The 22,116-nt window shown below is 42.2% G+C and carries 20 protein-coding genes; 3 read left to right on the plus strand and 17 right to left on the minus strand.

What is annotated here, in order from left to right:
* Window positions 1–2: 2 nt before the first annotated feature.
* Genes IGI72_RS16135 through IGI72_RS16155 form a run of 5 tightly spaced genes read right to left on the minus strand, consistent with a single transcriptional unit; the run spans window position 3 to window position 4,443 of the window.
* A complete protein-coding gene (locus IGI72_RS16135; RefSeq protein WP_438754778.1) occupies window positions 3–473 on the minus strand; it encodes a PTS system mannose/fructose/N-acetylgalactosamine-transporter subunit IIB in 471 nt (156 codons plus the stop codon).
* A complete protein-coding gene (locus tag IGI72_RS16140) occupies window positions 442–885 on the minus strand; it encodes a PTS sugar transporter subunit IIA (protein WP_438754780.1) in 444 nt (147 codons plus the stop codon). The genes IGI72_RS16135 and IGI72_RS16140 overlap by 32 nt, the downstream gene beginning before the upstream one ends.
* Window positions 886–904: 19 nt before the next feature.
* Window positions 905–2,566 carry a PTS system mannose/fructose/sorbose family transporter subunit IID gene (locus IGI72_RS16145; RefSeq protein ID WP_438754782.1) on the minus strand — a complete coding sequence of 554 codons (1,662 nt, stop codon included), beginning with the start codon at window positions 2,564–2,566 and terminating at the stop codon, window positions 905–907.
* 12 nt (window positions 2,567–2,578) lie between these two features.
* On the minus strand, window positions 2,579–3,583 hold the full coding sequence (locus IGI72_RS16150) for a zinc-dependent alcohol dehydrogenase family protein (RefSeq protein ID WP_438754784.1): 1,005 nt from the start codon (window positions 3,581–3,583) through the stop codon (window positions 2,579–2,581).
* 11 nt (window positions 3,584–3,594) lie between these two features.
* On the minus strand, window positions 3,595–4,443 hold the full coding sequence (locus IGI72_RS16155; RefSeq protein WP_438754786.1) for a class II fructose-bisphosphate aldolase: 849 nt from the start codon (window positions 4,441–4,443) through the stop codon (window positions 3,595–3,597).
* 236 nt (window positions 4,444–4,679) lie between these two features.
* On the opposite strand from IGI72_RS16155, the gene IGI72_RS16160 reads away from it, so the two are divergent.
* From IGI72_RS16160 to IGI72_RS16170, 3 genes are all read left to right on the plus strand, one after another.
* Window positions 4,680–5,426, plus strand: coding sequence for a MurR/RpiR family transcriptional regulator (locus IGI72_RS16160; RefSeq protein WP_438754788.1), 747 nt, complete (start codon window positions 4,680–4,682; stop codon window positions 5,424–5,426).
* 428 nt (window positions 5,427–5,854) lie between these two features.
* Window positions 5,855–6,547, plus strand: coding sequence for a helix-turn-helix domain-containing protein (locus IGI72_RS16165; RefSeq protein ID WP_074935028.1), 693 nt, complete (start codon window positions 5,855–5,857; stop codon window positions 6,545–6,547).
* Window positions 6,548–6,582: 35 nt separating this feature from the next.
* A complete protein-coding gene (locus tag IGI72_RS16170; RefSeq protein WP_240457400.1) occupies window positions 6,583–7,440 on the plus strand; it encodes an IS3 family transposase in 858 nt (285 codons plus the stop codon).
* A gap of 205 nt (window positions 7,441–7,645) precedes the next feature.
* Here IGI72_RS16170 and IGI72_RS16175 read toward each other — a convergent pair whose 3' ends face one another.
* The 12 genes from IGI72_RS16175 to IGI72_RS16230 all read right to left on the minus strand — a co-directional run bounded on the left by IGI72_RS16175 (window position 7,646) and on the right by IGI72_RS16230 (window position 21,992).
* Window positions 7,646–9,031, minus strand: a complete 1,386-nt coding sequence (locus tag IGI72_RS16175) for an APC family permease (protein ID WP_081116932.1) — start codon at window positions 9,029–9,031, stop codon at window positions 7,646–7,648.
* Window positions 9,032–9,054: 23 nt separating this feature from the next.
* On the minus strand, window positions 9,055–9,921 hold the full coding sequence (locus IGI72_RS16180) for a GRP family sugar transporter (protein ID WP_015510464.1): 867 nt from the start codon (window positions 9,919–9,921) through the stop codon (window positions 9,055–9,057).
* A gap of 115 nt (window positions 9,922–10,036) precedes the next feature.
* A complete protein-coding gene (sapS, locus tag IGI72_RS16185) occupies window positions 10,037–11,074 on the minus strand; it encodes a two-component system sensor histidine kinase SapS (protein ID WP_010749047.1) in 1,038 nt (345 codons plus the stop codon).
* A complete protein-coding gene (sapR, locus tag IGI72_RS16190; protein ID WP_005227794.1) occupies window positions 11,071–11,745 on the minus strand; it encodes a two-component system response regulator SapR in 675 nt (224 codons plus the stop codon). Before sapR ends, sapS begins: the two co-directional genes overlap by 4 nt.
* A gap of 158 nt (window positions 11,746–11,903) precedes the next feature.
* The gene (locus IGI72_RS16195) at window positions 11,904–12,107 is read right to left on the minus strand and encodes a hypothetical protein (RefSeq protein ID WP_005227790.1); all 204 of its coding nucleotides are present in this window, start codon (window positions 12,105–12,107) and stop codon (window positions 11,904–11,906) included.
* Between the two features lie 19 nt (window positions 12,108–12,126).
* Window positions 12,127–13,632 carry a phosphomannomutase/phosphoglucomutase gene (locus tag IGI72_RS16200; RefSeq protein WP_438754790.1) on the minus strand — a complete coding sequence of 502 codons (1,506 nt, stop codon included), beginning with the start codon at window positions 13,630–13,632 and terminating at the stop codon, window positions 12,127–12,129.
* Between the two features lie 103 nt (window positions 13,633–13,735).
* A complete protein-coding gene (locus IGI72_RS16205; protein WP_015510466.1) occupies window positions 13,736–14,230 on the minus strand; it encodes a methylated-DNA--[protein]-cysteine S-methyltransferase in 495 nt (164 codons plus the stop codon).
* A gap of 200 nt (window positions 14,231–14,430) precedes the next feature.
* Window positions 14,431–16,353 carry an ABC transporter ATP-binding protein gene (locus tag IGI72_RS16210; RefSeq protein ID WP_005227782.1) on the minus strand — a complete coding sequence of 641 codons (1,923 nt, stop codon included), beginning with the start codon at window positions 16,351–16,353 and terminating at the stop codon, window positions 14,431–14,433.
* Window positions 16,292–18,031, minus strand: coding sequence for an ABC transporter ATP-binding protein (locus tag IGI72_RS16215; RefSeq protein ID WP_010749042.1), 1,740 nt, complete (start codon window positions 18,029–18,031; stop codon window positions 16,292–16,294). The genes IGI72_RS16210 and IGI72_RS16215 overlap by 62 nt, the downstream gene beginning before the upstream one ends.
* A 189-nt stretch (window positions 18,032–18,220) precedes the next feature.
* Window positions 18,221–19,771, minus strand: coding sequence for a PASTA domain-containing protein (locus IGI72_RS16220; RefSeq protein ID WP_438754793.1), 1,551 nt, complete (start codon window positions 19,769–19,771; stop codon window positions 18,221–18,223).
* A complete protein-coding gene (locus IGI72_RS16225; RefSeq protein ID WP_005227776.1) occupies window positions 19,764–20,438 on the minus strand; it encodes an ABC transporter ATP-binding protein in 675 nt (224 codons plus the stop codon). The genes IGI72_RS16220 and IGI72_RS16225 overlap by 8 nt, the downstream gene beginning before the upstream one ends.
* A gap of 12 nt (window positions 20,439–20,450) precedes the next feature.
* Window positions 20,451–21,992, minus strand: a complete 1,542-nt coding sequence (locus tag IGI72_RS16230) for an FtsX-like permease family protein (RefSeq protein ID WP_208769942.1) — start codon at window positions 21,990–21,992, stop codon at window positions 20,451–20,453.
* Window positions 21,993–22,116 lie beyond the last annotated feature (124 nt).

Below are 22,116 nucleotides of genomic sequence, written 5' to 3' on the forward strand. Positions count from 1 at the left end.
ATTTATAAATATTTATTTATCCCAACTGGCTTATCTTGCGGCATCACCTGTATAAAAACATTTACATTTTTGTCGAGTAGCACTTTAAACTGTTTGTTTTCTTCCTCACTTATCGAAATATTTTTATATAAAACACTCCGATCCTTACGAGTCCCCATACCGCCCACATCAACTTCTTCTATTTTGATACCATTATCCACTAAATAATTCAGCACATCTGGCCCTTTAACTAAAAGTATAGTCGGCTCATCTAGCCCTTGACTGAAGAAAGCGACTCCATCTTCTTTCGTAAAAATCCCAATTGCGATTTCTTCAGGAATTGCCATTTCCAACACTTCAATCATATAATCATCATTCGCTGTTCCATCATCTACGATCACTACCTGATTAGCACCTTTATTTTTGATCCAAGCGGTCATTACTTGACCATGAATCAAGCGATCATCTATCCTTGTTAACACTAAGTTTTGCACGTTTTCTTTTCTCCCCTTTTCCAAATACTTTACTTTGAATTCCAACAGAAGCCTTTGCTGTCGCTTTCTCCGCTAATGAATCTAAGGTATCCTCCTCGACTTTCTCAAGAGTTAACGATAATAACATGGGCAGGTTCATCCCTGACACTAACCCAATTTTAAATTGTCTTGATAAATAGGCAGCACTCTGATAAGGTGTACCTCCTGCAATATCTGAAAGAATAAGAAAGCCACTCTCATGATCTTCATATCCAGATAAAACCTCAGCTAATTTTTCTCGATAGCTATCTGGTGACTCTCCAGGAGATAACGGAACTGCTTTAACATCATAGGTATCTCCAGCAATCATTTTCAAACTACTTATCAATCCTTCACAAAATTCTCCGTGACTTATGATAACTACATTAACCATCCATTCACCTCATTCACTTTTATCCAGCATATCCTAAAATCCCTAAATAATAGGATAGGATCCCAACTACAAAAATTGCGATAATAATATAAAGTGTATTGATTTTTTTCTTCAACATCCACCATACTAACAAGGTCAATCCTAGTGGGAGTAAACCTGGCGCCAAAGAATCAAGAACATCTTGAAGGCTAGTGGTTCCTTGACCTACTCTAATAGCTAGTGGCGTATTAACCGTTACTCGGCTTGCGGCCATAGCTCCTACAACCATTAATCCAACGATACTAAATGCATTAATAATTTTGTCAATCGTCCCATTTTTCAAAATCTTCAATAATGAGGTTTTTCCTTGCTTATATCCCGTCATAAACATAAAGTAACCGCAACCAAAAATTAATACTTCAAACACTACGAACGAGAGAATCGGCCCTAAGTAGCTTCCTTCTAATGCTAATGAACATCCGATACCGAAAAGGATTGGGAACAAGATCCCTTGCATGACTGTATCACCGATACCGGCTACTGGACCCATCAATCCTGTGCGTACCGCATTAATATCTTTTGCTTCAATATCTTCACCATTTGCTCGTGCTTCTTCCATTGAACAAGCAATTCCATTAATAATAGGTCCGATCGTAAATACTTCTGAGTTATAGAAGACCATATATTTCTTTAATTCCTCTGCCCGTTTTTCATTTGTATCATAAAGTTCGCGAATCGGTGTTATCATTAGGTTAGCAGCACCTAAAGCTTGTAAACGTTCATAGTTATAACAAGATTCTGTACTAGTTGTCCACAACCAAGTTTTAACTAAGGTACTTTTAGAAAGTTTCTTTCTGTATTCTGACACTATAGAAGGTGTATTTTTTTTGTCACTAGTTGCTTCAACCTCAACTGCTTCAATTTTCTTATTCACAGATAAACGTTTAACTTTTTTCTTTTCAACTTTTTCTTCTTTATTATTGCTATTTAAATACATTACTAATGCAATAATTGCTGAGAAAATCGAAATTGCTGTCATTCCTAATCCAGAATAAACAGTTAAGAAAAAGCCCCCGAAGAACCAGGGAATTAGCTTTTTCTTTCCTAAATAATTCAGTAACATTGCAATCCCAAGTGCGGGCATAATTCCACCCACTACTTCTAACGCACTGATTACGTGTTTAGGAACCATATCGATTAATTGCTGCGCCCAACTACTACCAGAATAAACTAACAAGAAAGCTGGAATACCGTATAAAATAAATGCCATAACTGCTGATGGAACAAAGTTCATCAATCGAACGCCTCGAAGATTACCTGTGTCAAGTAATTTGTCCGCCCTATGAATCCATGCTGCATTTACAGTCATATAAATTTGATTTAACAACAGACCTAACATACTGAATGGAATCGCAAATGTTACGGCCATACTTGCGTCAGCACCAGATAGAATCGTCATCGCAGTACCAAAAATTCCAGCAACAATCGTATTACTAGGCATCGTGCCCCCAGCTGAAATCCACCCTAGATAAATTAATTGAATATTGGCACCAGCCATCATTCCTAACATTGGTTCAACCATGAATACTCCAACTAAAGTTCCTGTTGTCAGCGGATAAACCAAACATTTTGTTATAGGTCCAAAGAACCACCATTGACCCATCGTTGCCAAAATTGCAACTAAAACTGCCGATAATACCATTTTAACGCCTCCTTAATGTTCTTGACTTAAATAAACCATCACTTTTCCTTTGCGTGAATATTCTAACGTTTCTAATTCTCTGCCCATTTCTTCTAAACTTAATTCGGCGCTAATTATTTTATTCGTATCAATTAGACCACTTTCTAAAAGTTTGACAGCCCTCTCAGAAGTATGTGGATTTAAATACGATGTGAAAATTTTTAACTCTTTTCTATAAGCTTCAAACTGATTAAATGAAACTAACTCTTCTGGATCTCCTAAACCAAACAATAAGATTTTACCGTTTTTCCCAGCTATTTTTATTGCCTGTTCCATTGTAGATTTCAATCCGATACATTCGACCACATAGTCAATATTCTTTTCTTGAGAAAGAAATGTAATTTCTTGATCAGTCACGGCTAAAGTAGCCCCAAGATCTAAAGCTAACTCTCGTTTTTCAGCTTCTCTTTCAACCACGATGATTTCGCTAGCGCCACTATATTTAATCAGCTGCAGCATCAAGGAACCGATTGCTCCCATTCCATACATTACAACTGTCTTACCGCTTTCAATTTTGATCAGATCTAAGCCATGAATCGCACATGATAAAGGTTCAGTGAAGGCTGCAGATTCCAAATCTAATGAGTCAGCAATGTGATAAACATTTTGCTCTGGTGGATAAACATACTCGGAAAAGCCTTTTGCTACACCATGTCGTTCCAGACAAAAATTTGGAAAACCTTTCTGACACCAAATGCATTTTCCGCAACCATAGCTAGGATCGCACGCTACGCGATCTCCAATTTTAAAGTACTTACAATTAGGTCCAACTTCCGTCACAATACCAGAGCATTCATGTCCTAGAATAATAGGTGGAATTACAACACTGGCACCATTTTTTCCTTGAAACTTATGGATATCAGTTCCGCACAGTCCACACCATGCAACCCTAATCTTGACTTCATCATCAATAGGAACTCTTTCGGGAATATCACGTACTTCATACGTGCAATCTCCTGTATAATAACCTGCTTTCATCATGACCCCTCTTACTCATTTATATTTTTGAATAGGATAATTTTGCGTGAAACAATCTCTTCTATTTTTTCTAGGCAAGGAACAACGTTATCCCTATTAGAGATATTTTCTTTATTGAAATCATAGCACTCTTTAGATTTGCGGTTCCAACCAATCAGTAATTCCGTTCCTACATTAAATTTGCGAATCCCTAAATCAATCACTTTTTTCACATCTGAATCCTTGACACCTGTACCACCATGGAGAACTAATGGAATATCGACAGTTTTTTTTATTTGTTTTAAACGATCAAAACCAATATCTGTCTTTGACATGTATTGACCGTGATTTGTTCCTATTGCTACCGCCAATGCATCGATTCCTGTTTCAGCTACAAACTCAAGTGCGTCTTTAGGATCTGTATAAAATACTTCATCTTGACTGACTACTACCCCATCTTCTGTTCCTCCGACAGTCCCTAACTCAGCTTCTACACTCACCCCATATTCTTTAGCAAAATTGACAACTTGTTTAGTGCCAAGAATATTTTCTTTAAAAGGAAGTGACGAACCGTCAAACATAACGGAACTGTAGCCGGCACTAATCGCTTTGCGAATTTCACCGAAGTCTTTCGCATGATCCAAATGTAAAACTACATCCACCCTATATTCTTCTGCCATTGATTTGCAAATAGCCACAAGATTTTTATGCCCCACATAATTTGCGGTTCCACAGCTGGTTTGAATGATTACTGGCGATTTTTGTTTCCCAGCAGCTTTGATGATTGCTGGCAACATTTCCAAGTTATGAGTATTAAATGCTCCAATTGCCATATTCAATTGATCTGCATCTTTTAAGACTTTTTTTAAAGTTACGTACATCAAAAACTCCTCCTAACTATTATCCGAATCTCTAACAAAAGATGGCCATCCCTTTCATATTTATCTCAATATAAAAATGTTAGAATATACGTACGTTTGATTCGTTTCAATCATATAATATCTAAAAATCAAATGATATATGCTGAGAAAGAAAACCCTTACAATTTTTCTGTCATTTTATATAATCTTGTAAATCCATTCATGATAGAATAAAAAAAATAAATTAGGAGGATATTATGATTATTGATCTTAATAAGGAAATTTATCAAAGGTTATCATCATCTGAACGATCAGTTATAGACTTTCTAAATAAAAATGAACTTCTGATTCCTAAATTGTCTATTACAAAAATTGCAGAAAAAACCTATGTTTCTTCTGCGACAGTGTCTCGAACAATCCAAAAGTGTGGTTTTTCAGGAATTAATGAGCTTCGATATAAAATTTCACAACACAAACAAGAAAAAAGTTCTTTTGACACTCCTTATGTTGTTAATAATATTCTAGCGAAATCGTTTCGAGAATGCACAAAAACAATTGATGCTATTGACTCAAGTTCAATTTATCAGATCATCGAACATATAAAAGCCGCACAAAAAATTTTTATTTATGCCAGAGGATTTACAGCATTAATTGCAGACGAATTTCAGATGTACCTTCAATTACTTGGGTATAATGCGATAATTGTAAAAGATAGCATGTGGATGAAAAATACGGCACAGATTGTTACTTCTGATGATATTATCATTATTCTTTCTCTACGTAACTCAACACCAGAGTTAGTAGAGTCGGCTAAAAATGCTCAGAAAATCGGTGCTAAAGTAATAACGATCTGCTGTAAAAGTAAAACCAACTTAGAGAACTATTCTGATATCACAATTATTGGACATACTGAAAAAATTATGGAAGTTAGCGGACTAACGGTTTTTTCAAGAATCCCCTTGCTAGTAATTACTCGAACAATAATAGAATATATTGGTATATAGAAATTTTCAGTTTACGAATTAATAAAAAACTAAACTTGATACTGCTTAGAATCACTATTCTAGTAAATAGTAAATAAAAACAGCTTGTAGATCCCTTGAAATAAAGTGTTTATATTTTTATCATAAAATTTTACTGTAATTATATTTATTTTTTTAGTTAAAGAAATTCTAAAGCAGCTAACGTAGTATTTATTCACTCCGAATAATTGACCAACTTCCCCTTGACAATAAATTTCCGTTTGCATCATCCTCTTTGTAAAATTTTACTTTCAGCAATCATCGGAATGTGAATGACAAAAGAACATACCTCCCAAAGATTTCTTTGGGAGGCTTTGCTATAGTTAACAAAAAAAGACAAAGACCACATTGATATGCTCCCCCTATATAGGACACTGAAATATAAAGTGGCTTATATAGGGGGAGTTTGTATGTCTAGAGGAAAAATGAAATTAAGTTCAGAAGAACGGCTAGCTTTTGTAGAAAGAGCTTTAAAAAATGAAGCTAGCATAAACAGCCTGGCCAAAGAAGCACAAGTAAGTTTCAGTACGATAGAAAGGTGGATCACTCTTTATGAGAATGAAGGACCCACAGGTTTACTCCCTACAAAAAGGAATCAATCATACTCAACAGAGTTGAAACTGAATGCGGTCCATGATTATTTAGCTGGAACACATGGTAGCTTAAGAGCTGTCGCCAAGAAATACGGGCTTCGTAACAAAAAACAATTAGAAGACTGGTTAAAGATATATAATACTCATAGAAACTTCAAATCAGAAAGTGGTGGAAGTAGAATGAGTAAATCCAGAAAAACAACATTGAATGAACGAATTAAAATTGTGCATGACTGTATTATCAACGGTCGAGACTATGGGAAAACCGCAATTCAGTACCAAGTCTCTTACCAACAAGTTCGGAACTGGGTGTTGAAATACGACGAGATGGGAGAAAAAGGCTTAGAAGACCGTCGAGGGCAACGAGCGGGAAGTAAACCTGCCAGAACACCCGAAGAAGAAATGCGCGATAAACTGGCTCAACAAGAACGACGGATCAAGTTGCTTGAAATGGAAAATGACCTGTTAAAAAAAGTCAGCGAGTTAGAAAGGAGGCGGGATTTGAATTAGTTCGTCATACGTTTGAATACCAATCGATCAAAGAGCTGCACGAGACAAAAAGCTATCCAATTAACACCATGTGTACCCTGCTCCATGTCACAAGATCGGCCTATTATCGTTGGTTAAAAAATCCCAAACTGCCTGAAGTGGTATTGAATGAACAGTTGGCAGACCTTGTTCGTTATATTTATGAAGCAGACAACGATAAAGGATATCGCAGAATCTGTGAAGATCTCGTGAATGATTATGGCTTTCAAGTGAATGACAAGCGTATTCTTCGAATCTGTCGCAAACTTCAAATCCAATCAACCATCAAGCATTCAGGCAATAGTATCACTAAGGCATCCAAGACTCCGTATCATATTGCGAAAAATTATTTGAATCGAAAGTTCTATGCGGATCAACCGAATCAAAAATGGCTAACAGATGTGAGTGAATTCAAGTATTATGAAGGGGCCGAAGTGAAGAAAATCTATTTGAGCGCTATTCTCGATCTCGCCGATCGTCGCATTGTTTCATTTGTCATCAGCGACAAAAATGACAATAAATTAGTCTTTGATACCTTCGATCAAGCAGTCGCCGCCGAGCCAACCGCTCATCCGCTATTTCATAGCGATCGCGGATTTCAATATACAAGTAAAGTTTTTTGCACAAAGCTAAAGAAAGCGAAAATGAAGCAGAGTATGTCTCGTGTCGCCCGTTGTACCGATAATGGTCCAATGGAAGGCTTCTGGGGAATGCTTAAGCGAGAAAAATATTATCGGCGAAAGTTTATCAGTAGAGAAAGTCTCGTTGAAATGATCGAGAAATACATGAACTATTACAACAATGGTCGCTATCAACGATGTTTGAAGAGCAAAACACCGATCCAAGTTCATCAAGAATTATTAATGGCAGCTTAATCACTCCCCCTCTTGGACAAGCGAATAGAATAAATCCGCTTAACCAAGAAGGAGGCCAGTCGAGCAAAGTTGAGGTTAAACAAAGTAAAAAACATAAAAACTGCCTACCGAATTTCGGTAGACAGTCGTCAAAATAATTTTATTCTATTTCATTGTCCACTTGACGGGGAGCCCAGCACATCTGGGTCTTTGTCTTTTCGCTATCTTATTCGTCGATTTTCTCATTTAATTCGCTGTTACGATAGCCATATACAAAATAGATCGCGATTCCGATCACTAAAGAGATCCCAAAAACGATCCAGGTCGCCGTTTGCAGACGGGTCATCAAGAAGAGACAGCTGGCAACGGACAACAAAGGCAATAACGGTACCAGGGGTACTTTAAATTCACCTTTAGCAGGTGGCCCCATCATCTTCCGCAGCTTGATGATCCCTAAGGACATTAAGATCATATACGACAATGCCGCAATGTTGGTCAATTCTGCCAAGATATTCAACGGGAAAGCTGCCGCAAAGAAGAAAGCAAAAACACCAGCGATGTAGGTCGCTTTCTTTGGTGTTTTATGCTTAGGATCGATGGCTTGCATGGCTTTTGGCAATAACCCATCTTTACTGATGGCATATAACAGACGCGCCAAAGAGTACATCATAGCGATCGTCACTGTTAATAAGGTCAAGATCGCCCCTACGGAAATGATTGATCCGACCACTCCATGACCGACATAACGCATCGCAAAAGCCACCGGATCATTGACTCCTAATTCAGCAAACGGCACGATTCCCGTCATGATCAGTGTTACAATGATATAAAGGACTGTTGCGATCGCAATGGAACCAATGATCCCCCGAGGGACATTTTTCTTTGCATCTTCAACTTCTTCCGCCGCCATTGCGACGGCATCAAAGCCAAGAAAAGCAAAGAAGACTAACGCTGCACCATTAAAGACGCCTGAAAAACCAAAGGGCATAAAGGGCTGCCAGTTGTCTGGTTCCACGAAAAAGGCACCAAAGACGATAAACAAGAGGATCACGCCGAATTTCACCCATACCATGGCATTATTCAAACGCAACGCTTTTTTCGCTTCTTGGCTGACCCATAAGGTTACAAAAATAATGACTAAACCAGCAATCAGATCAATGTAGGTCCCCTTGCTTGGATCATAACCGCCCGTCAAAGCGGTTGGTAAATGGATATCCGCACTGGCCAAGAAGCCTTGCACATAGCCTGACCAGCCAGATGCCACCGAAGAAACGGCCAATAAGAACTCGCAAATCAAAAACCAGCCTGCCAGCCACGCGGTAAATTCACCAAAAACGACATACAGATACGAATAGGCGCCCCCTAAAACAGGGATCCGAGAAGCAAATTCCGCAAAAGAAAGCCCTGATAACACAACAACGATACCAGCTACAACAAAGGAAAGAATCAATGCCGGTCCGGCATACTCAGCAGAAGCAGTCCCTGTAACAACAAAGATACCTGTGCCGATAATGGCGCCGATCCCCAACATAATCAAATCTTTTAACTTCAACTCTTTTTTTAAATTCGTCACACTTTCCCGTTGTATGACTTTTTTTCGAAATAAATCCATAACTCCTCCTCAAAAATATAAGTTTATGTTGCTTTCATATACCCCAGCAAAACACCACCGATAATCACCAGCAGACAACCAATCACCACATAACGCAGTTCTTTCTTGGTTTTCTTTTCGCCGAGAATAAAAATCCCGCCTAGCGTTGAAATGATGATCCCCATCTGCGACAATGAGAAGCCCACCGCGAGTCCAACTTGCTGAACCGTGATCAGCATGCAGACATTTCCGATGCCCCATAACAACCCTGACAAAGTATTTTTCCCTACAAAACGGTCGACCTTCGTCTTCCTTAAAGCAAATAGGCTGGCACCGATCAGCATCCCGACACTTTGTGGCAAAATGATCGCCAAGGGGTCCAATCCCGCCCAAGTAATCAAAATCGTATAGGCGCCGTAACCGATCGTTGATGAGATCAATGCCCGAAATCCTTTAGGAAAATCAAGCATCTTGCTGCCAGCTTCTACCGGACTTTCGCCATCTTGACGAGCGGTCAGATACGCCCCGATCACCAACAAGATCAATGCGCTAACACCTAGTGCATAATCGCGGGTCTGTGTCCATTCTGCAAAAAACAATGCACCTGCGACTGTATTTAAAATCAGCTGCATGCCGGTTGAAAGCGGCAGTCCAACAGACACACCTAAATATTTCATGCCATGGAATTGACCGTTTTGACCGACGGACCAAAAAAGACCAGACAAAAGACCGATCAAAATCACCTTTCCATCAATCACTGGCATCGTCACAAAAAATACGACCAGCGAAAAGAAAAAGGCACCAATCGTCATTCCTAGCGTTTGCTGATTCGCATCCCCGCCAAGTTTGGCACTTACTAAACCAATGCTGCCCCACGCAAACATTGGTACTAATGCAACGAGTATCTCCATTTCATTCATCCTTACCATTCAATTTTAAACACAGGCTTTAGTGTATCAGTGAAAACGTTCTAGGGACAAGTGATTTTTGTCAAAAAACACAAAAAGATACTCGAAAAAAAGCAGATTAGCGTTTTTCCTCATAATAACTCAACAACGGAAAGAACAGCGTCATGGTGGTTCCTTTTCCAACTGTCGACGAAGCCGTTAGCTCGATGCCTAATTCCTTCGCTAAACTTTTCGCTAAAAAGAGCCCCAATCCCGTCGAGTGGGTGTCCGTTTGGCGCCCATTTTCACCCGTAAAGCCTTTATCAAAGATGCGCCGCATGTCTTCTTTAGGAATGCCAATCCCACTATCTTGCAAGTGGAGATAGGTCCCTTGGGCATCTTTTTCGATCCGAATCGTCAGCTGCCCATTTTGTGGTGTGTACTTCACGGCATTGCTGACCAGCTGTCGAAAGATAAAGCCGAGCCATTTTTCATCGGTCAACACTTGCTGATCCTCGCCTTCAACGGCATAGTGCAGGTTCTTTTGGATAAAATAATTGGCCTGACTGCGTAAAACTGGCTGGATGACGGCTTTCAATGAAATTTCTTGGACCAGATAATCTTTTGAAAAGCTGTCCAAGCGGGCGACGTATAAGACTTGCTCGACGTATTCGTTCATGCGGTTCAATTCATTTTCTAGTAAGATGAATTTTTCATCGGGAATATCAAATTCGATCGAATGCAAAAGCAATCGTGATGCAGCTAAAGGGACTTTGATCTCATGGACCCACGAATCGATGTATTCCTTTTGTTCTTCTTGATTGCTGACGACTTGCTGCATCAATTCTTGGTGCTCTCGGATCAACTGATTGATGTAGGATTCGATCCGTTCTTCTTCCGCCGAGCGTGCTCCTTGCAAGTAGTTTTGCAGCAAGCTGTCTCCAGGCTTGGGGGTGATTTTTTGCCAAAAACGCCGCTTAGATAAGTAGCTGACTGCTAAAAAGAACACCATCAAGACACTTTGCATCAAAAAGAGATAGCCGACTGTGCCCCAATCCATCGGGGAATGAGGAGTCAGCCAAAAAACTAAGACCGTCAACACGAAAAAGACTAGCCAACCGATAAACAGCAGCCAACGATCTTTCAAAAAACTGCGCAAAACCCGCCACTTTGTCATGGTACGATGTACCCTTGACCAACCTTGGTCTCAATGTAGCCGTTCATCCCCGCTTGTTCGATTTTTCGTCGCAAACGATTGATATTGACCGTCAAGGTATTGTCGTCTACAAATCGCTCGTCATCCCATAAGGCCCGCAAGAGTTTTTCCCGACTTAAAATCTTGCCGTGATTTTTCATCAAAATATACAGCAGGCGGTATTCGTTTTTGCTAAGATCGATGCTTTCGCCATTGATGTACATGCTGCTATTGTCGATATTGAGGGTCAAACCGTTATGCACTAATGTTTCACTGCTACTTTCTACATAGTTGTAGGAACGGCGCAGCAGCGCATTGATTTTTGCAATCAGAACGTCGATCTCAAAAGGTTTTGTCACAAAATCGTCCGCTCCCATATTCATGGCCATGATCATATCCATATTGGTATTGCGGCTAGAAATAAAAATGATTGGTACTTTGGAAGCTTCGCGGATTTTTTGACACCAATAGTAGCCATCAAAAACCGGCAAGTTGATATCCAGTAAAATCAGTTGGGGCTCTTGTTCTTCAAAGTCAGTCAACACTTGATGGAAATCCGTCGTGCCAAAGGTCTCAAACTGCCATTTTTCTAGTTCTTCGATAATCAGTTGGCGAATCACCGCTTCATCTTCTACTACCATTATTTTTGCCATATCCGTGAATTCCCTCACTTTGTGTAATTTTCTCCTCTTTACTTTATCAAATATCAAAAACGAATGCGAACATTAATCGCCGTTTTTAGCAAACCCTAAAAAACCTCGCCACTGACGGTAGAAGCCAGTGGCGAGGCAAAGCAAAAATGTCTATTGGGTTATTCGATGATCTCTACCGTCTCGATCAGTAATTTACCGATAAACAATAAGATTCCATCGAAAAAAAGCACACTCATGTTGACACCTAATAACATCGATAACCGTTCAACGACATCGATTTTTGGTCGTTTGTTCAAGTAACGAAACAAGAAAAAATTCACACCATACGTCACTGCCATGATCAGCAGCATCAAGATCACCATTTTAGTTCCCTGCTTTTCTTCAAATTTTTGGTTGCTGTGCTAAAAACTGTGTCAGTTTGCTTTGATCGATGGCTTCATACTGCGATAGGAAGCGACCGATCGCTTGAACGACTGCCGGTAGATGACCCGCTTCATCATTTTCGATCTGCAGCACCAGCAGTGGTTCGTGCAGGCTCATTCGCAGCAAGAACCAGCCTTGGCCATAAGGCGCTGTCAAGTTGATGCGAATGCCTTCCTCATTTTCTGGATCGATCTGCCAGCCTGGCAGCAAATGATCGGCTAAATCCGCGATCACTTGGCGACCATAGTCTTGATAGTCGGCTTGTTGGATCGCAAAGCGCAATTCTTGGGTCTCGGCGGGTTGTTGCAACGCCGCGATCAGCTCATCCAGTGTCGTGCCTTGCTGTTGCAATTGAGGCAGCATCATCAAGAGCTTGGCGATCACGTACGCCCCGTCATCTAAAAAGAAATTTTCTTTAAACGCGGCATGCCCGCTGGTTTCGATGGCTAACTGTGTGTCCAGTCCTGCTTCATTCAATTCGATCGCTTTGTTGATCACATTGCGGTAGCCAGAAATATAGCGTACTTGCTGGCCTCCCAGTGCTTCGATAAAGGTTTTTAAATGATTAGAGGTTGGCGAATTGGTGACGATACGCGTGCCAGGGTGTTCCGCTAAGATGATCTTGCTTAATACAGCGATCATATTGTTGCGGTTCAAGGGCTCACCGCTTTTGGTCACGACGGCCGAGCGGTCGACATCGGTATCGAAAATAATGCCTAAATCAGCTTGTTCCCGCAAGACGGCTTCGCGAATACTTGCCATTGCCTCTTTATTGTCTGGATTTGGGATATGATTGGGAAAATGCCCATCCGGTTCTAAAAATTGCGAGCCATTCGTATCTGCCCCTAGCGGCAGCAATACTTTTTCAGCAAAAAAGCCGCCGGCGCCATTGCCTGCATCAACAATGATCTTTAATCGAGCCAAAGGTTTTTCCTCATTGGTTCCTATCCCTTGGCGAATTTTTTGCAGTAGATCTTGGGCATAAGGCGTCAGCAAGTCTTTTTGCTGATAGCTTCCTTTTTCCGCTGCCTCATGAACGGTAGTGTGGGTCAAAATATAGTGGATATCCGTTTTTTCGGCACCGCCTTGGCGGCTGAAAATTTTTATTCCATTAAAGTAATAAGGCAAATGACTCGCTGTCAGCATCACACCAGCATCACAGTCGAAATCCGCAAACTGTGTACTCATAAACATGGCAGGTGTCGTTGCCAAGCCGCAATCGATCACTGCCACGCCTTCTTGCTGCAGCTGTGCCATCAACACTTCTTGCAGTGCTTCGCCACTCAAGCGACTGTCACGACCGACTGCCACGCGAAAAGGACCGCTGCCCTTTGTTGCCAACCAGTTGCGCAAGCCCGAAGCAACTTGCCGAACCGCTTGCTCTGTCAGTGTCACCTGCTCTTTTTCTGTTGCGATCGCAATTCCTCGAATATCAGAACCATTTTGCAAATCAACGATGTTCATTTCCTCCACCCCTTCTTGTAACCGGAATCAATTTTATTATACCAGAGAAAAAAGGAAATGATATTGCTTTTTAGTATTTTTTACTATAAATAGTTTGCTTCCCTTACTCTTTAAACGGAATCCCTTCCAGTTGCAGTAGTCGGCGTTTGGTTGCTAACCCGCCCCGGTACCCCGTTAAGCGGCCGTTTTTTCCTAACACCCGATGACAAGGAACCACGATCATCATCGGGTTACGCCCCACTGCATTTGCGACAGCGCGGACAGCAGTCGGTCGTTGAATACGCAGCGCCAAGTCACTATACGTAGTGGTTTGTCCATAAGGAATTTGGGTCAGTGCTTGCCAAACGGTTTGTTGAAATGGTGTCCCGACAAAATCAAACGCAAAAGTAAATGTCACTGGTTCCCCTGCAAAATACGCTTGCAGCTGCGCTTCAATTACTGGATCAAGATCAGCTGTACTACTGATTTCAGCCAATGGAAAGAACTTGAGTAATTCATGATGATCCTGCTGCCGACCAAAATAAACTAACCCTTTTTCCGATTGGACCACTTCATACCACTCATCATCTAAAACGATCTTTGCCAATGCTAGTTTCATGTTTTCACCTCATGGAATCCATTTTCGCAGCACAACTGCTTATGTGCTGCCGCCGTTGTGCGGCTGTCTCAGTGACAGTATACCATTTTTTCGAGCTGCGCAAAAAAACCGACTGGCTTACTGCCAATCGGTCGTTGCAAACAAGGGAAAAATAGGTAGATCGCCAGTCGCTGCAGCTTCAAGCCGTAGCCATGGCAGGATCAATCCAATTCGATTTTTCCAGTATAGAGCTGATAATAGGTGCCTTTTTCCGCCAATAGCGTTTCATGAGTCCCCCGCTCAATGATACGGCCATGATCCATCACCATGATGGCATCGGAGTTTTGGATCGTAGACAATCGATGGGCAATCACAAACACGGTCCGTCCAGACATCAAACGGTCCATCCCTGATTGGACGATCCGCTCTGTACGGGTATCGATGCTTGAGGTGGCTTCGTCTAAGATCATCACTGGCGGATCAGCGATCGCTGCCCGCGCAATTGCCAACAGCTGACGTTGCCCTTGGGAAAGCCCTTCGCCATCGCCCGTGATCACGGTGTCGTATTTTTCTGGCAAGTGGTTGATAAACATGTCGGCATTGGCTAATTTTGCCGCTGCCAGCACTTCTTCATCACTAGCATCCAGTTTTCCGAAGCGAATATTCTCGCGAATCGTTCCAGTAAACAAATGGGTGTCTTGCAACACGATCCCTAAGGAGCGGCGCAAGGATTCTAGATGGATTTTTTCAATATTGATGCCATCATAACGAATCTTCCCGTCTTGGATGTTGTAGAACCGATTGATCAAATTGGTGATCGTTGTCTTACCAGCACCTGTGGCACCAACAAAAGCAACTTTTTGCCCAGGCTCTGCATACAGATTGATATCATGTAAGACCAGTTGATTGTCGACATAGCCGAAATCAACATCTTCAAATCGCACGTCTCCCGTCACTTCCGTATAGGTAATGGTCCCATCCTCGTGGGGATGTTTCCACGCCCACGTGCCTGTTCGTTCTTTGGTTTCAACTAGCTGACCTTGCGACCATTTGGCATTGACCAGTGTGACGTAGCCATGATCGATTTCTGGCGTTTCATCTAATAGATGGAAGATCCGCTCGGCACCAGCTAACGCCATGATCACAAAGTTGATTTGTTGTGACACCTGGCTGATAGGACCATTTAATGAACGGCTCAGCTGCAAGAAAGAAGCGATCATCCCGACCGTTAGGCCAGAAACACCATTGATGGCAAACAGGCCCCCAATGATGGCGATCAAGACATATTGGACATTCAGTAAGTTCATCATGATCGGCATCAAGGTATTGGCATTGACATTGGCTTTAGTGGCACTTTCTTGTAGTTGGTCATTTAAGGCATCAAATTCTTCCATGACGATTTTTTCATGATTGAAGATCTTGACGACTTTTTGCCCGTGCATCATTTCTTCGATATACCCGTTGACAGCGCCTAAATCTCGTTGCTGTGCGCCAAAGAAGCGGCCGCTGCGGCGAGAAATGATGCGGATCACATTCAGCATCAAAATAATCGACAGCATCACGAACAAAGTCAATGGGACACTGATGGAGAACATGGCGATAAAGACAGAACAAAAGGTTACCGCCGCCATCATCAAGTTGGGAATACTTTGGGAGATCATTTGGCGCAACGTATCCGTATCGTTGGTAAAGTGACTCATGATGTCGCCATCTGAGCGGGCATCAAAGTAACCGACGGGTAGAGACTGCATATGCGTAAACATTTGGTCACGGATTTTTTTCTGCGTCCCCTCACTGATCTTGACCATCATAAAGTTATAGATCAGTGCGGCCAAGATCCCAATCAGGTAGATGATCGCCATTTGAACGATCGCCCGAAACAAGCCGCCAAAATCAGGATTGGCTTGCCCTAAAAGCGGTGTGATATGATCGTCGATCACGACTTGTAAAAACAACGAACCGCGAACGTTGGCAAAGGCACTTAATAAGATCATAACAACGACGAATAGGAGTTGTCCTTTGTAGTCGCCAAACATCGTCCGCAATAAGCGTTTCAATGTGCGCTTGGGATTTGCTGCTTGTCTATTCTTCACCTTCACCAAATCCTTTCTGCTGCGAATGGTACACTTCTTGATAGATGGCATTGTTTGCCAATAATTCTTCATGGGTACCGATGCCGTTGATTTTGCCATCATCCATTACGATGATCCGATCTGCATCTTCGATCGAATTGATCCGTTGGGAAATAATGATCGTCGTCGTTCCAGGGATTTCTCGTTTCAAGCCTTCACGAATACTGCGGTCGGTTTTGGTATCGACGGCACTGGTAGAATCATCGAGGATCAAGATTTTCGGTTTCTTCAACAAGGCACGAGCAATCGTCAACCGTTGTTTTTGTCCACCAGAAACATTGTTTCCTCCTTGTGAGATCTGCGTTTCATATTTATCAGGAAATTCTTGAATGAAGGGATCGGCTTGTGCGATCGTTGCCACGCGCTGGATCTCTTCATCCGACGCTTCTTCATTGCCCCAACGTAAATTGTCGTTGATGGTGCCGCTGAAAAGGACATTGTTTTGCAAGACCATACTTACTTGGTCCCGCAATGCTTCTAAATCATAGTCGCGAACATCATGACCGCCGACGATGACACGCCCTTCAATCACATCATATAAGCGCGGGATCAGCTGGACGAGGGTGGATTTTCCGCTCCCGGTCCCCCCAATGACTCCAATGACTTCCCCGGATTCGATACGCAGATTTGCATCCGTCAGCGCCAGCTTGTTTTTGTCATTGGCGTAACTAAAGCCGACATTCTCAAAAACGATGGAGCCGTCTTTGATCTCTTTGACTGGATCGGCGGGATTTTTCAAGTCACTTTCTTCATCTAATACTTCTACGACCCGTTCTGCCGACGTTCGTGCGATCAAAATCTGCACGAAAGCCATCGACATCATCATCAAGCTCATCAAAATCTGCATCGTGTAGTTGAACATGCTGACTAACTCCCCAGTGGTCAGGCTGCTTTGTTCCACGATCAGCTGAGCACCAAACCATGACAGGAGCAGCATACACGTATAGACAGAAAATTGCATCAATGGCATGTTGAAAGAGACGATTCGTTGCGCAAGCGTGAAATTCCGATAAACATCGGTGGACACTTCGCCAAACAGTTCTTCTTGCTGTTCTTCCCGAACATACGATTTCACGACGCGAACCCCTTGTAAATTTTCTTGCACCACATTATTCAGGCGGTCATAAATGCGGAATACTTTTAGAAACAGCGGGTGGGCAAAACGTATAACTAAAGCCAGGCCAATCGCTAAGATCGGTAAAACAACCAGATAGATCGTCATAAGTTCTGGACTGATGGTGCTAACCATTGCAAGTGAAAAAATCAGAACTAACGGACTACGGACCAGAATACGAATAATCATTTGGTAAGCATTTTGGACGTTGGTCACGTCAGTGGTCAAGCGGGTGATCAAACTGGAGGAAGAAAAGCGGTCAATGTTTGAAAAGGAAAAATCTTGGATTCGGCGAAACAGATTGTGCCGCAGGTTGCGGGCAAAACCAGCCGAAGCGATCGCTGCCGTTCGTCCGCCAAGCGTTCCTAAAAGTAATGCGATCAAGGAACATAAAAAAAGCAAGCCGCCATCTCTTAGAATCACACCGGCGTCTCCTTTTTCGATCCCTTGGTCGATCATCATGGCCATGATCAGGGGCATAATGACATCTAAGGCAACCTCTCCTGCTACATACACAGGGGTCAGCAAGCTGTCCTTCTTATAGCTGCCAACATTCGCGAGTAATTTTTTTATCATTTGTTTCGTCCCTTCTATAGATGGCACTGCGGAGCCATTTTTTATCGTTACCATCAAGTTTACTTTATCGACCCAGCGATTTCAAGCGGCTCGCTTGTGTTTTTTTTACAATTAGTAAGTAAAAAGCACCCTTCCAAAAAGAAGGGTGCTTGCTTTTTTGATGCGGTTTGAAAAAGCACTTAGTAAGGATTATTCGGTAGCGTTTGAACCAGCGGTACTGATCGGTTCATCGACATCGTCGCCGCCATCATCTGCCGGCGGTGTTTGGGTACTGCCTTGCAGATTGCCGCGGCTGATCCCGATGGTGATCCACGTTTCTAGGGGAATAAACTCGCCGTAGCGGCTCATTTCAACAACGGTTCCTTTTGGTTCCGCCGAATCGACATAGTAGATTTCGTAATAGACGTTGGCGCCTTTTGATTTGTATTCATCAAAGAATAGTTTTGGCAAGTCGCCTTCCGTTGCTTGGAAACGGATGTCTTTTAAATATGGTCGGCCTAATGAGTAGACGACTTTGACGGTTGGCAAAGTATCGCTTTCGCTGTATTCTTTGCCTGCTTCTTCCGACTGGCTCAAGAAACTACCATACGCCACTTGATCGGAATAGACTGTGCTGACTTGCAGCGGGATTTTCGATTCTAGTCCTTGGGCTTCTTCGATCGTGTATTGTGAAAAATCTGGAACGGTCAATGCTTGGCCTTTTGAGACCTTCACCACAAATTCATCTTTTTTCGCGAGTTTGCTGCCTTTGACTGGTTCTTGTGAAACCACCAGATCCAGGGCGACACTGTCAGAAAAGACGGTTTCTTCTTTGTATTTCAAGTCATTCTTTTTCGCCCATTCAGAAGCTTCACTCTTGGCTTTGCCCGTAAAATCAGGTACTTCAATATTCTTTTCAAAGACCTCTTTCCCTTTTGAATAATAGACACTCAAACGGTCTTTGCGTTTGTATTCCGCCAAATCAAGCTCTTTGTTGGCCGCCTCTTGTTTAATAAAGGCTTCTGCTGCTACGTTGTCGTCAAATTGTTCGATCAAAGAGAGGTTCTCGGCTTTATTGCTGGCGATCCATTCTTTTGCTTCGGTCACTTGCATCGCTGAAAAATCTGGCAGCTCTAAGCGTTCTTCAGGATCAGGCCCGAGACTCGCCGTCAGTGTCAATGTGGCACCCTTCTTGATCTTTTTGTCAGGATCAACACTTTGGTCAATCACTTGGTTGACGTCTTTGTCAAAATCATATTCTTGCTCCACTTTGATAGCGACGCCTTCTTCCATGCCCCACGTCCGCGCTTCTGACAGATCTTGGGCAGTGAAATCTGGCACCTTCACATGGGTCATTTGATAGTAGACGATCCCAATCACGGCAACCGCCAAGGCGGTCAGTAGGGAAATCAGCAAGATTTTTTTCTGCTTACGCTTTTTGTAGGTCGGATCAAATTCCGTTTCTTCTTTCCCAAACCGGCTGACTGGTTCCTTTGATGCTACCTTCTCCGTCGAAGAACTCGCCGCTTTTGCTTCAGTCGTCTGTGTTTGTTGACGGGCTGCCGAACGACTCAGTGGCTCACTAGCGGTCGACTCTTCTGATTGGTGAACCGTCGTCGGCTCTACTGGTTTGCCCGCTTGCTCTGCGCCACTTGCGTTTTGATCTCCGACAGGTTCGCTGGTTTTTTTCTCGTGATCGGGCGTGGGTTTCTTTTTGCCATCATAGTTGTCCGGGCTAAAATTTGATAAAAAATCACTCATGTTTGCTCAACACACCTTTACGTAAATACAAGACTTCATCCGCTTGTTGAGCGATCTCGTTGGCGTGGGTCACGACGATCACACATTTGTTGTGGACGTGTGCCAGCTCTTTAAAGATATCGATGATTTCTTGTTCCATTTCTTCATCCAAATTCCCGGTTGGTTCGTCCGCTAAAATGATATCGACATTGGTGGCTAACGCCCGAGCGATCGCTACCCGTTGTTGTTCCCCACCAGATAATTGATTGACGAGACGATCGGCTTTTTCTTTAGTGATGCCTATATAATCCAGCAAATTGTACGCCACTTCTCGTTGATTGTCTGGTAGCTGATTTTTCGTGATCGCCATCGGCACTAAGACATTTTCGACTGCACTCAAATAGGGAATCAGATTATAGCTTTGGAAAATGATACTGATGTCGTCGCGGCGATAATTCTCATGCCCGATTTTTTCGATATCGGTGCCTTCATAAAGTACTTGACCGCTTTTCGGACTATCCAACGCACTGATCAAGGACAAAAACGTCGTTTTTCCCGAACCAGATTGTCCTAAGATGGCATAGAAAGTCCCTTTTTCAAAAGAAACAGAGGTCTCTTTCAGTATATAGCGGCGCTGATCGCCGTCTTGGTAATAGTAATCGACTGCTTTCGTTTCTAATAAAGTCATCGTTGGTTCCTCCTACATCATGATTTTCTTTGGATTCAAGCGTAAAATATACAATAGCGGTAAAATCGCTGAGAGTAAGACAGTTCCTAGACCTAACAGCAGATACGTGATGATGTAGCCGGCTGAGAAGGATACTTGATAAGCATTTTTGATATCCATGTAATCAATATTAGCTGCCATCATACTGCCATAATAAACACCGCCCATCTCATTTTGATTGCTCATCCAATCGTTTTGCATCAAGGTATTTGAAACGGCACCACCTAATAAGTTCCCGGTCACTAAGGACAATAGCAATGCGGCTAAACTAACCAGCAAGACTTCAATCACGATCTGACCAATGACTTTCCCCCGACTTTCCCCCAAGGAAAGATAGATGCCTAATTCTTGTTTCCGATCTCGTAAGAAAAGCAAGACCACTAAGGAAATGATAAAGATGGTAGCGATCGATGCAATGATCACGATGTAATTTGCGATCACTCCTAAACGAGTAAAACCACCGGCGATCTGCTCGTATTGATCCGTATTGGCAACGACGCGGTAGTATTGGGGCAATAACGCACCAGCTTCTTGTTTAAAGGCTTCGACGTCATCCGTTGAATTTAGGACAAAGATCGGTTGATAAAAGTTATCTGCATCTTCATCGATTGTTTCACCCCAAACCTTCTCTGCTTGAATCTTAGTGTAATCGAGGACTAGATTATTACTAGCATAAAACGTATTGATTTGATCCATCACTTGCCATATCGTATCGGAGTTTTGACTACCACTTTGATCCGATGAATCATTTTGATTGCTCTGATCTTTTTTAACTACCGAAAAAATTCCAGCGATCGTCACAGGATAATCAAAGCTGGCACTGTTGCTGTCATCACTAGTTTCTTCTGTGCCATCGTTTTCTTCGTCATCCACGATCTCGCTTCCACCGCCCATCATGATATCTGTCCGGATATCCCAAACCAACTGATCACCAACGCTCAAGTTATTCAGTTCAGCAACTTCTTTACTGATCAATACCGCATTCGTCAGTTCATTTAAATCTTTTTCCGTTAGGCCTTCGCCTTCATCGAGACGAATCAACCCTTCTTGCATATCTATTGGCTGTGTCAAATTGCCGCCTTTCAATGTGAAATATTGACCGCCCATCTGTATTGAACCATCTTCTGGTACATACGCTTTCAGTTCTTTCGTTTCTAAACTGCCCATCATTTGATAGTCATATTGTTTGACATAGCTTAACTGACCGATTTGCTTATAAACATCAAGCGCTGGTGGTTTCGGATAAAAATCCTCTCGAGACCGTTCTTCCTCCGAAACATCCGCATGGTCTTTATCAAAACCTTCCCAATCCATTTCCACCGTAGCTACGTTCCCCATTTTGCGTTTCGTCTCTCGCTCCACGTTGGCAGTGGATTGTTGAATTGCTACAGCACCAGCGATCACATTGCCTAGAATAAATAGAACTAAAAATAAAATAAATGATTTCCCTTTTCTTCTGGTGATACTTTTTAATGCACGCTGCCAAAAGTTCATTGTTTTTTCCTCCAGTGACATTATTTTTTAACAATTATTCCATACTTCTCCCTCAAGAACAATCGCAATAAAGGGGCGTTTTTCGAATTTTAAATATAAAAAAACGAGTACAAACGATATTTCCATTTAAAAACCCTTATAAAAG

The sequence above is a fragment of the Enterococcus sp. DIV1059_2 genome, from assembly GCF_051713685.1.
In the GTDB taxonomy this organism is placed as follows: Bacteria; Bacillota; Bacilli; order Lactobacillales; family Enterococcaceae; genus Enterococcus_D; species Enterococcus_D casseliflavus.

Coding starts and splice junctions, on each gene's coding strand:
- sapS (WP_010749047.1), bottom strand. CDS start 11,074: ATGACAAAGTGGCGGGTTTTGCGCAGTTTTTTGAAAGATCGTTGGCTG.
- IGI72_RS16160 (WP_438754788.1), top strand. CDS start 4,680: ATGATTATTGATCTTAATAAGGAAATTTATCAAAGGTTATCATCATCT.
- sapR (WP_005227794.1), bottom strand. CDS start 11,745: ATGGCAAAAATAATGGTAGTAGAAGATGAAGCGGTGATTCGCCAACTG.
- IGI72_RS16155 (WP_438754786.1), bottom strand. CDS start 4,443: ATGTACGTAACTTTAAAAAAAGTCTTAAAAGATGCAGATCAATTGAAT.
- IGI72_RS16180 (WP_015510464.1), bottom strand. CDS start 9,921: ATGGAGATACTCGTTGCATTAGTACCAATGTTTGCGTGGGGCAGCATT.
- IGI72_RS16200 (WP_438754790.1), bottom strand. CDS start 13,632: ATGAACATCGTTGATTTGCAAAATGGTTCTGATATTCGAGGAATTGCG.
- IGI72_RS16210 (WP_005227782.1), bottom strand. CDS start 16,353: ATGCCATCTATCAAGAAGTGTACCATTCGCAGCAGAAAGGATTTGGTG.
- IGI72_RS16145 (WP_438754782.1), bottom strand. CDS start 2,566: ATGGTATTATCGGCAGTTTTAGTTGCAATTTTGGCAACGATGGGTCAA.
- IGI72_RS16215 (WP_010749042.1), bottom strand. CDS start 18,031: ATGATAAAAAAATTACTCGCGAATGTTGGCAGCTATAAGAAGGACAGC.
- IGI72_RS16195 (WP_005227790.1), bottom strand. CDS start 12,107: ATGGTGATCTTGATGCTGCTGATCATGGCAGTGACGTATGGTGTGAAT.
- IGI72_RS16140 (WP_438754780.1), bottom strand. CDS start 885: ATGGTTAATGTAGTTATCATAAGTCACGGAGAATTTTGTGAAGGATTG.
- IGI72_RS16230 (WP_208769942.1), bottom strand. CDS start 21,992: ATGTCACTGGAGGAAAAAACAATGAACTTTTGGCAGCGTGCATTAAAA.
- IGI72_RS16205 (WP_015510466.1), bottom strand. CDS start 14,230: ATGAAACTAGCATTGGCAAAGATCGTTTTAGATGATGAGTGGTATGAA.
- IGI72_RS16175 (WP_081116932.1), bottom strand. CDS start 9,031: ATGGATTTATTTCGAAAAAAAGTCATACAACGGGAAAGTGTGACGAAT.
- IGI72_RS16220 (WP_438754793.1), bottom strand. CDS start 19,771: ATGAGTGATTTTTTATCAAATTTTAGCCCGGACAACTATGATGGCAAA.
- IGI72_RS16150 (WP_438754784.1), bottom strand. CDS start 3,583: ATGAAAGCAGGTTATTATACAGGAGATTGCACGTATGAAGTACGTGAT.
- IGI72_RS16225 (WP_005227776.1), bottom strand. CDS start 20,438: ATGACTTTATTAGAAACGAAAGCAGTCGATTACTATTACCAAGACGGC.
- IGI72_RS16165 (WP_074935028.1), top strand. CDS start 5,855: ATGTCTAGAGGAAAAATGAAATTAAGTTCAGAAGAACGGCTAGCTTTT.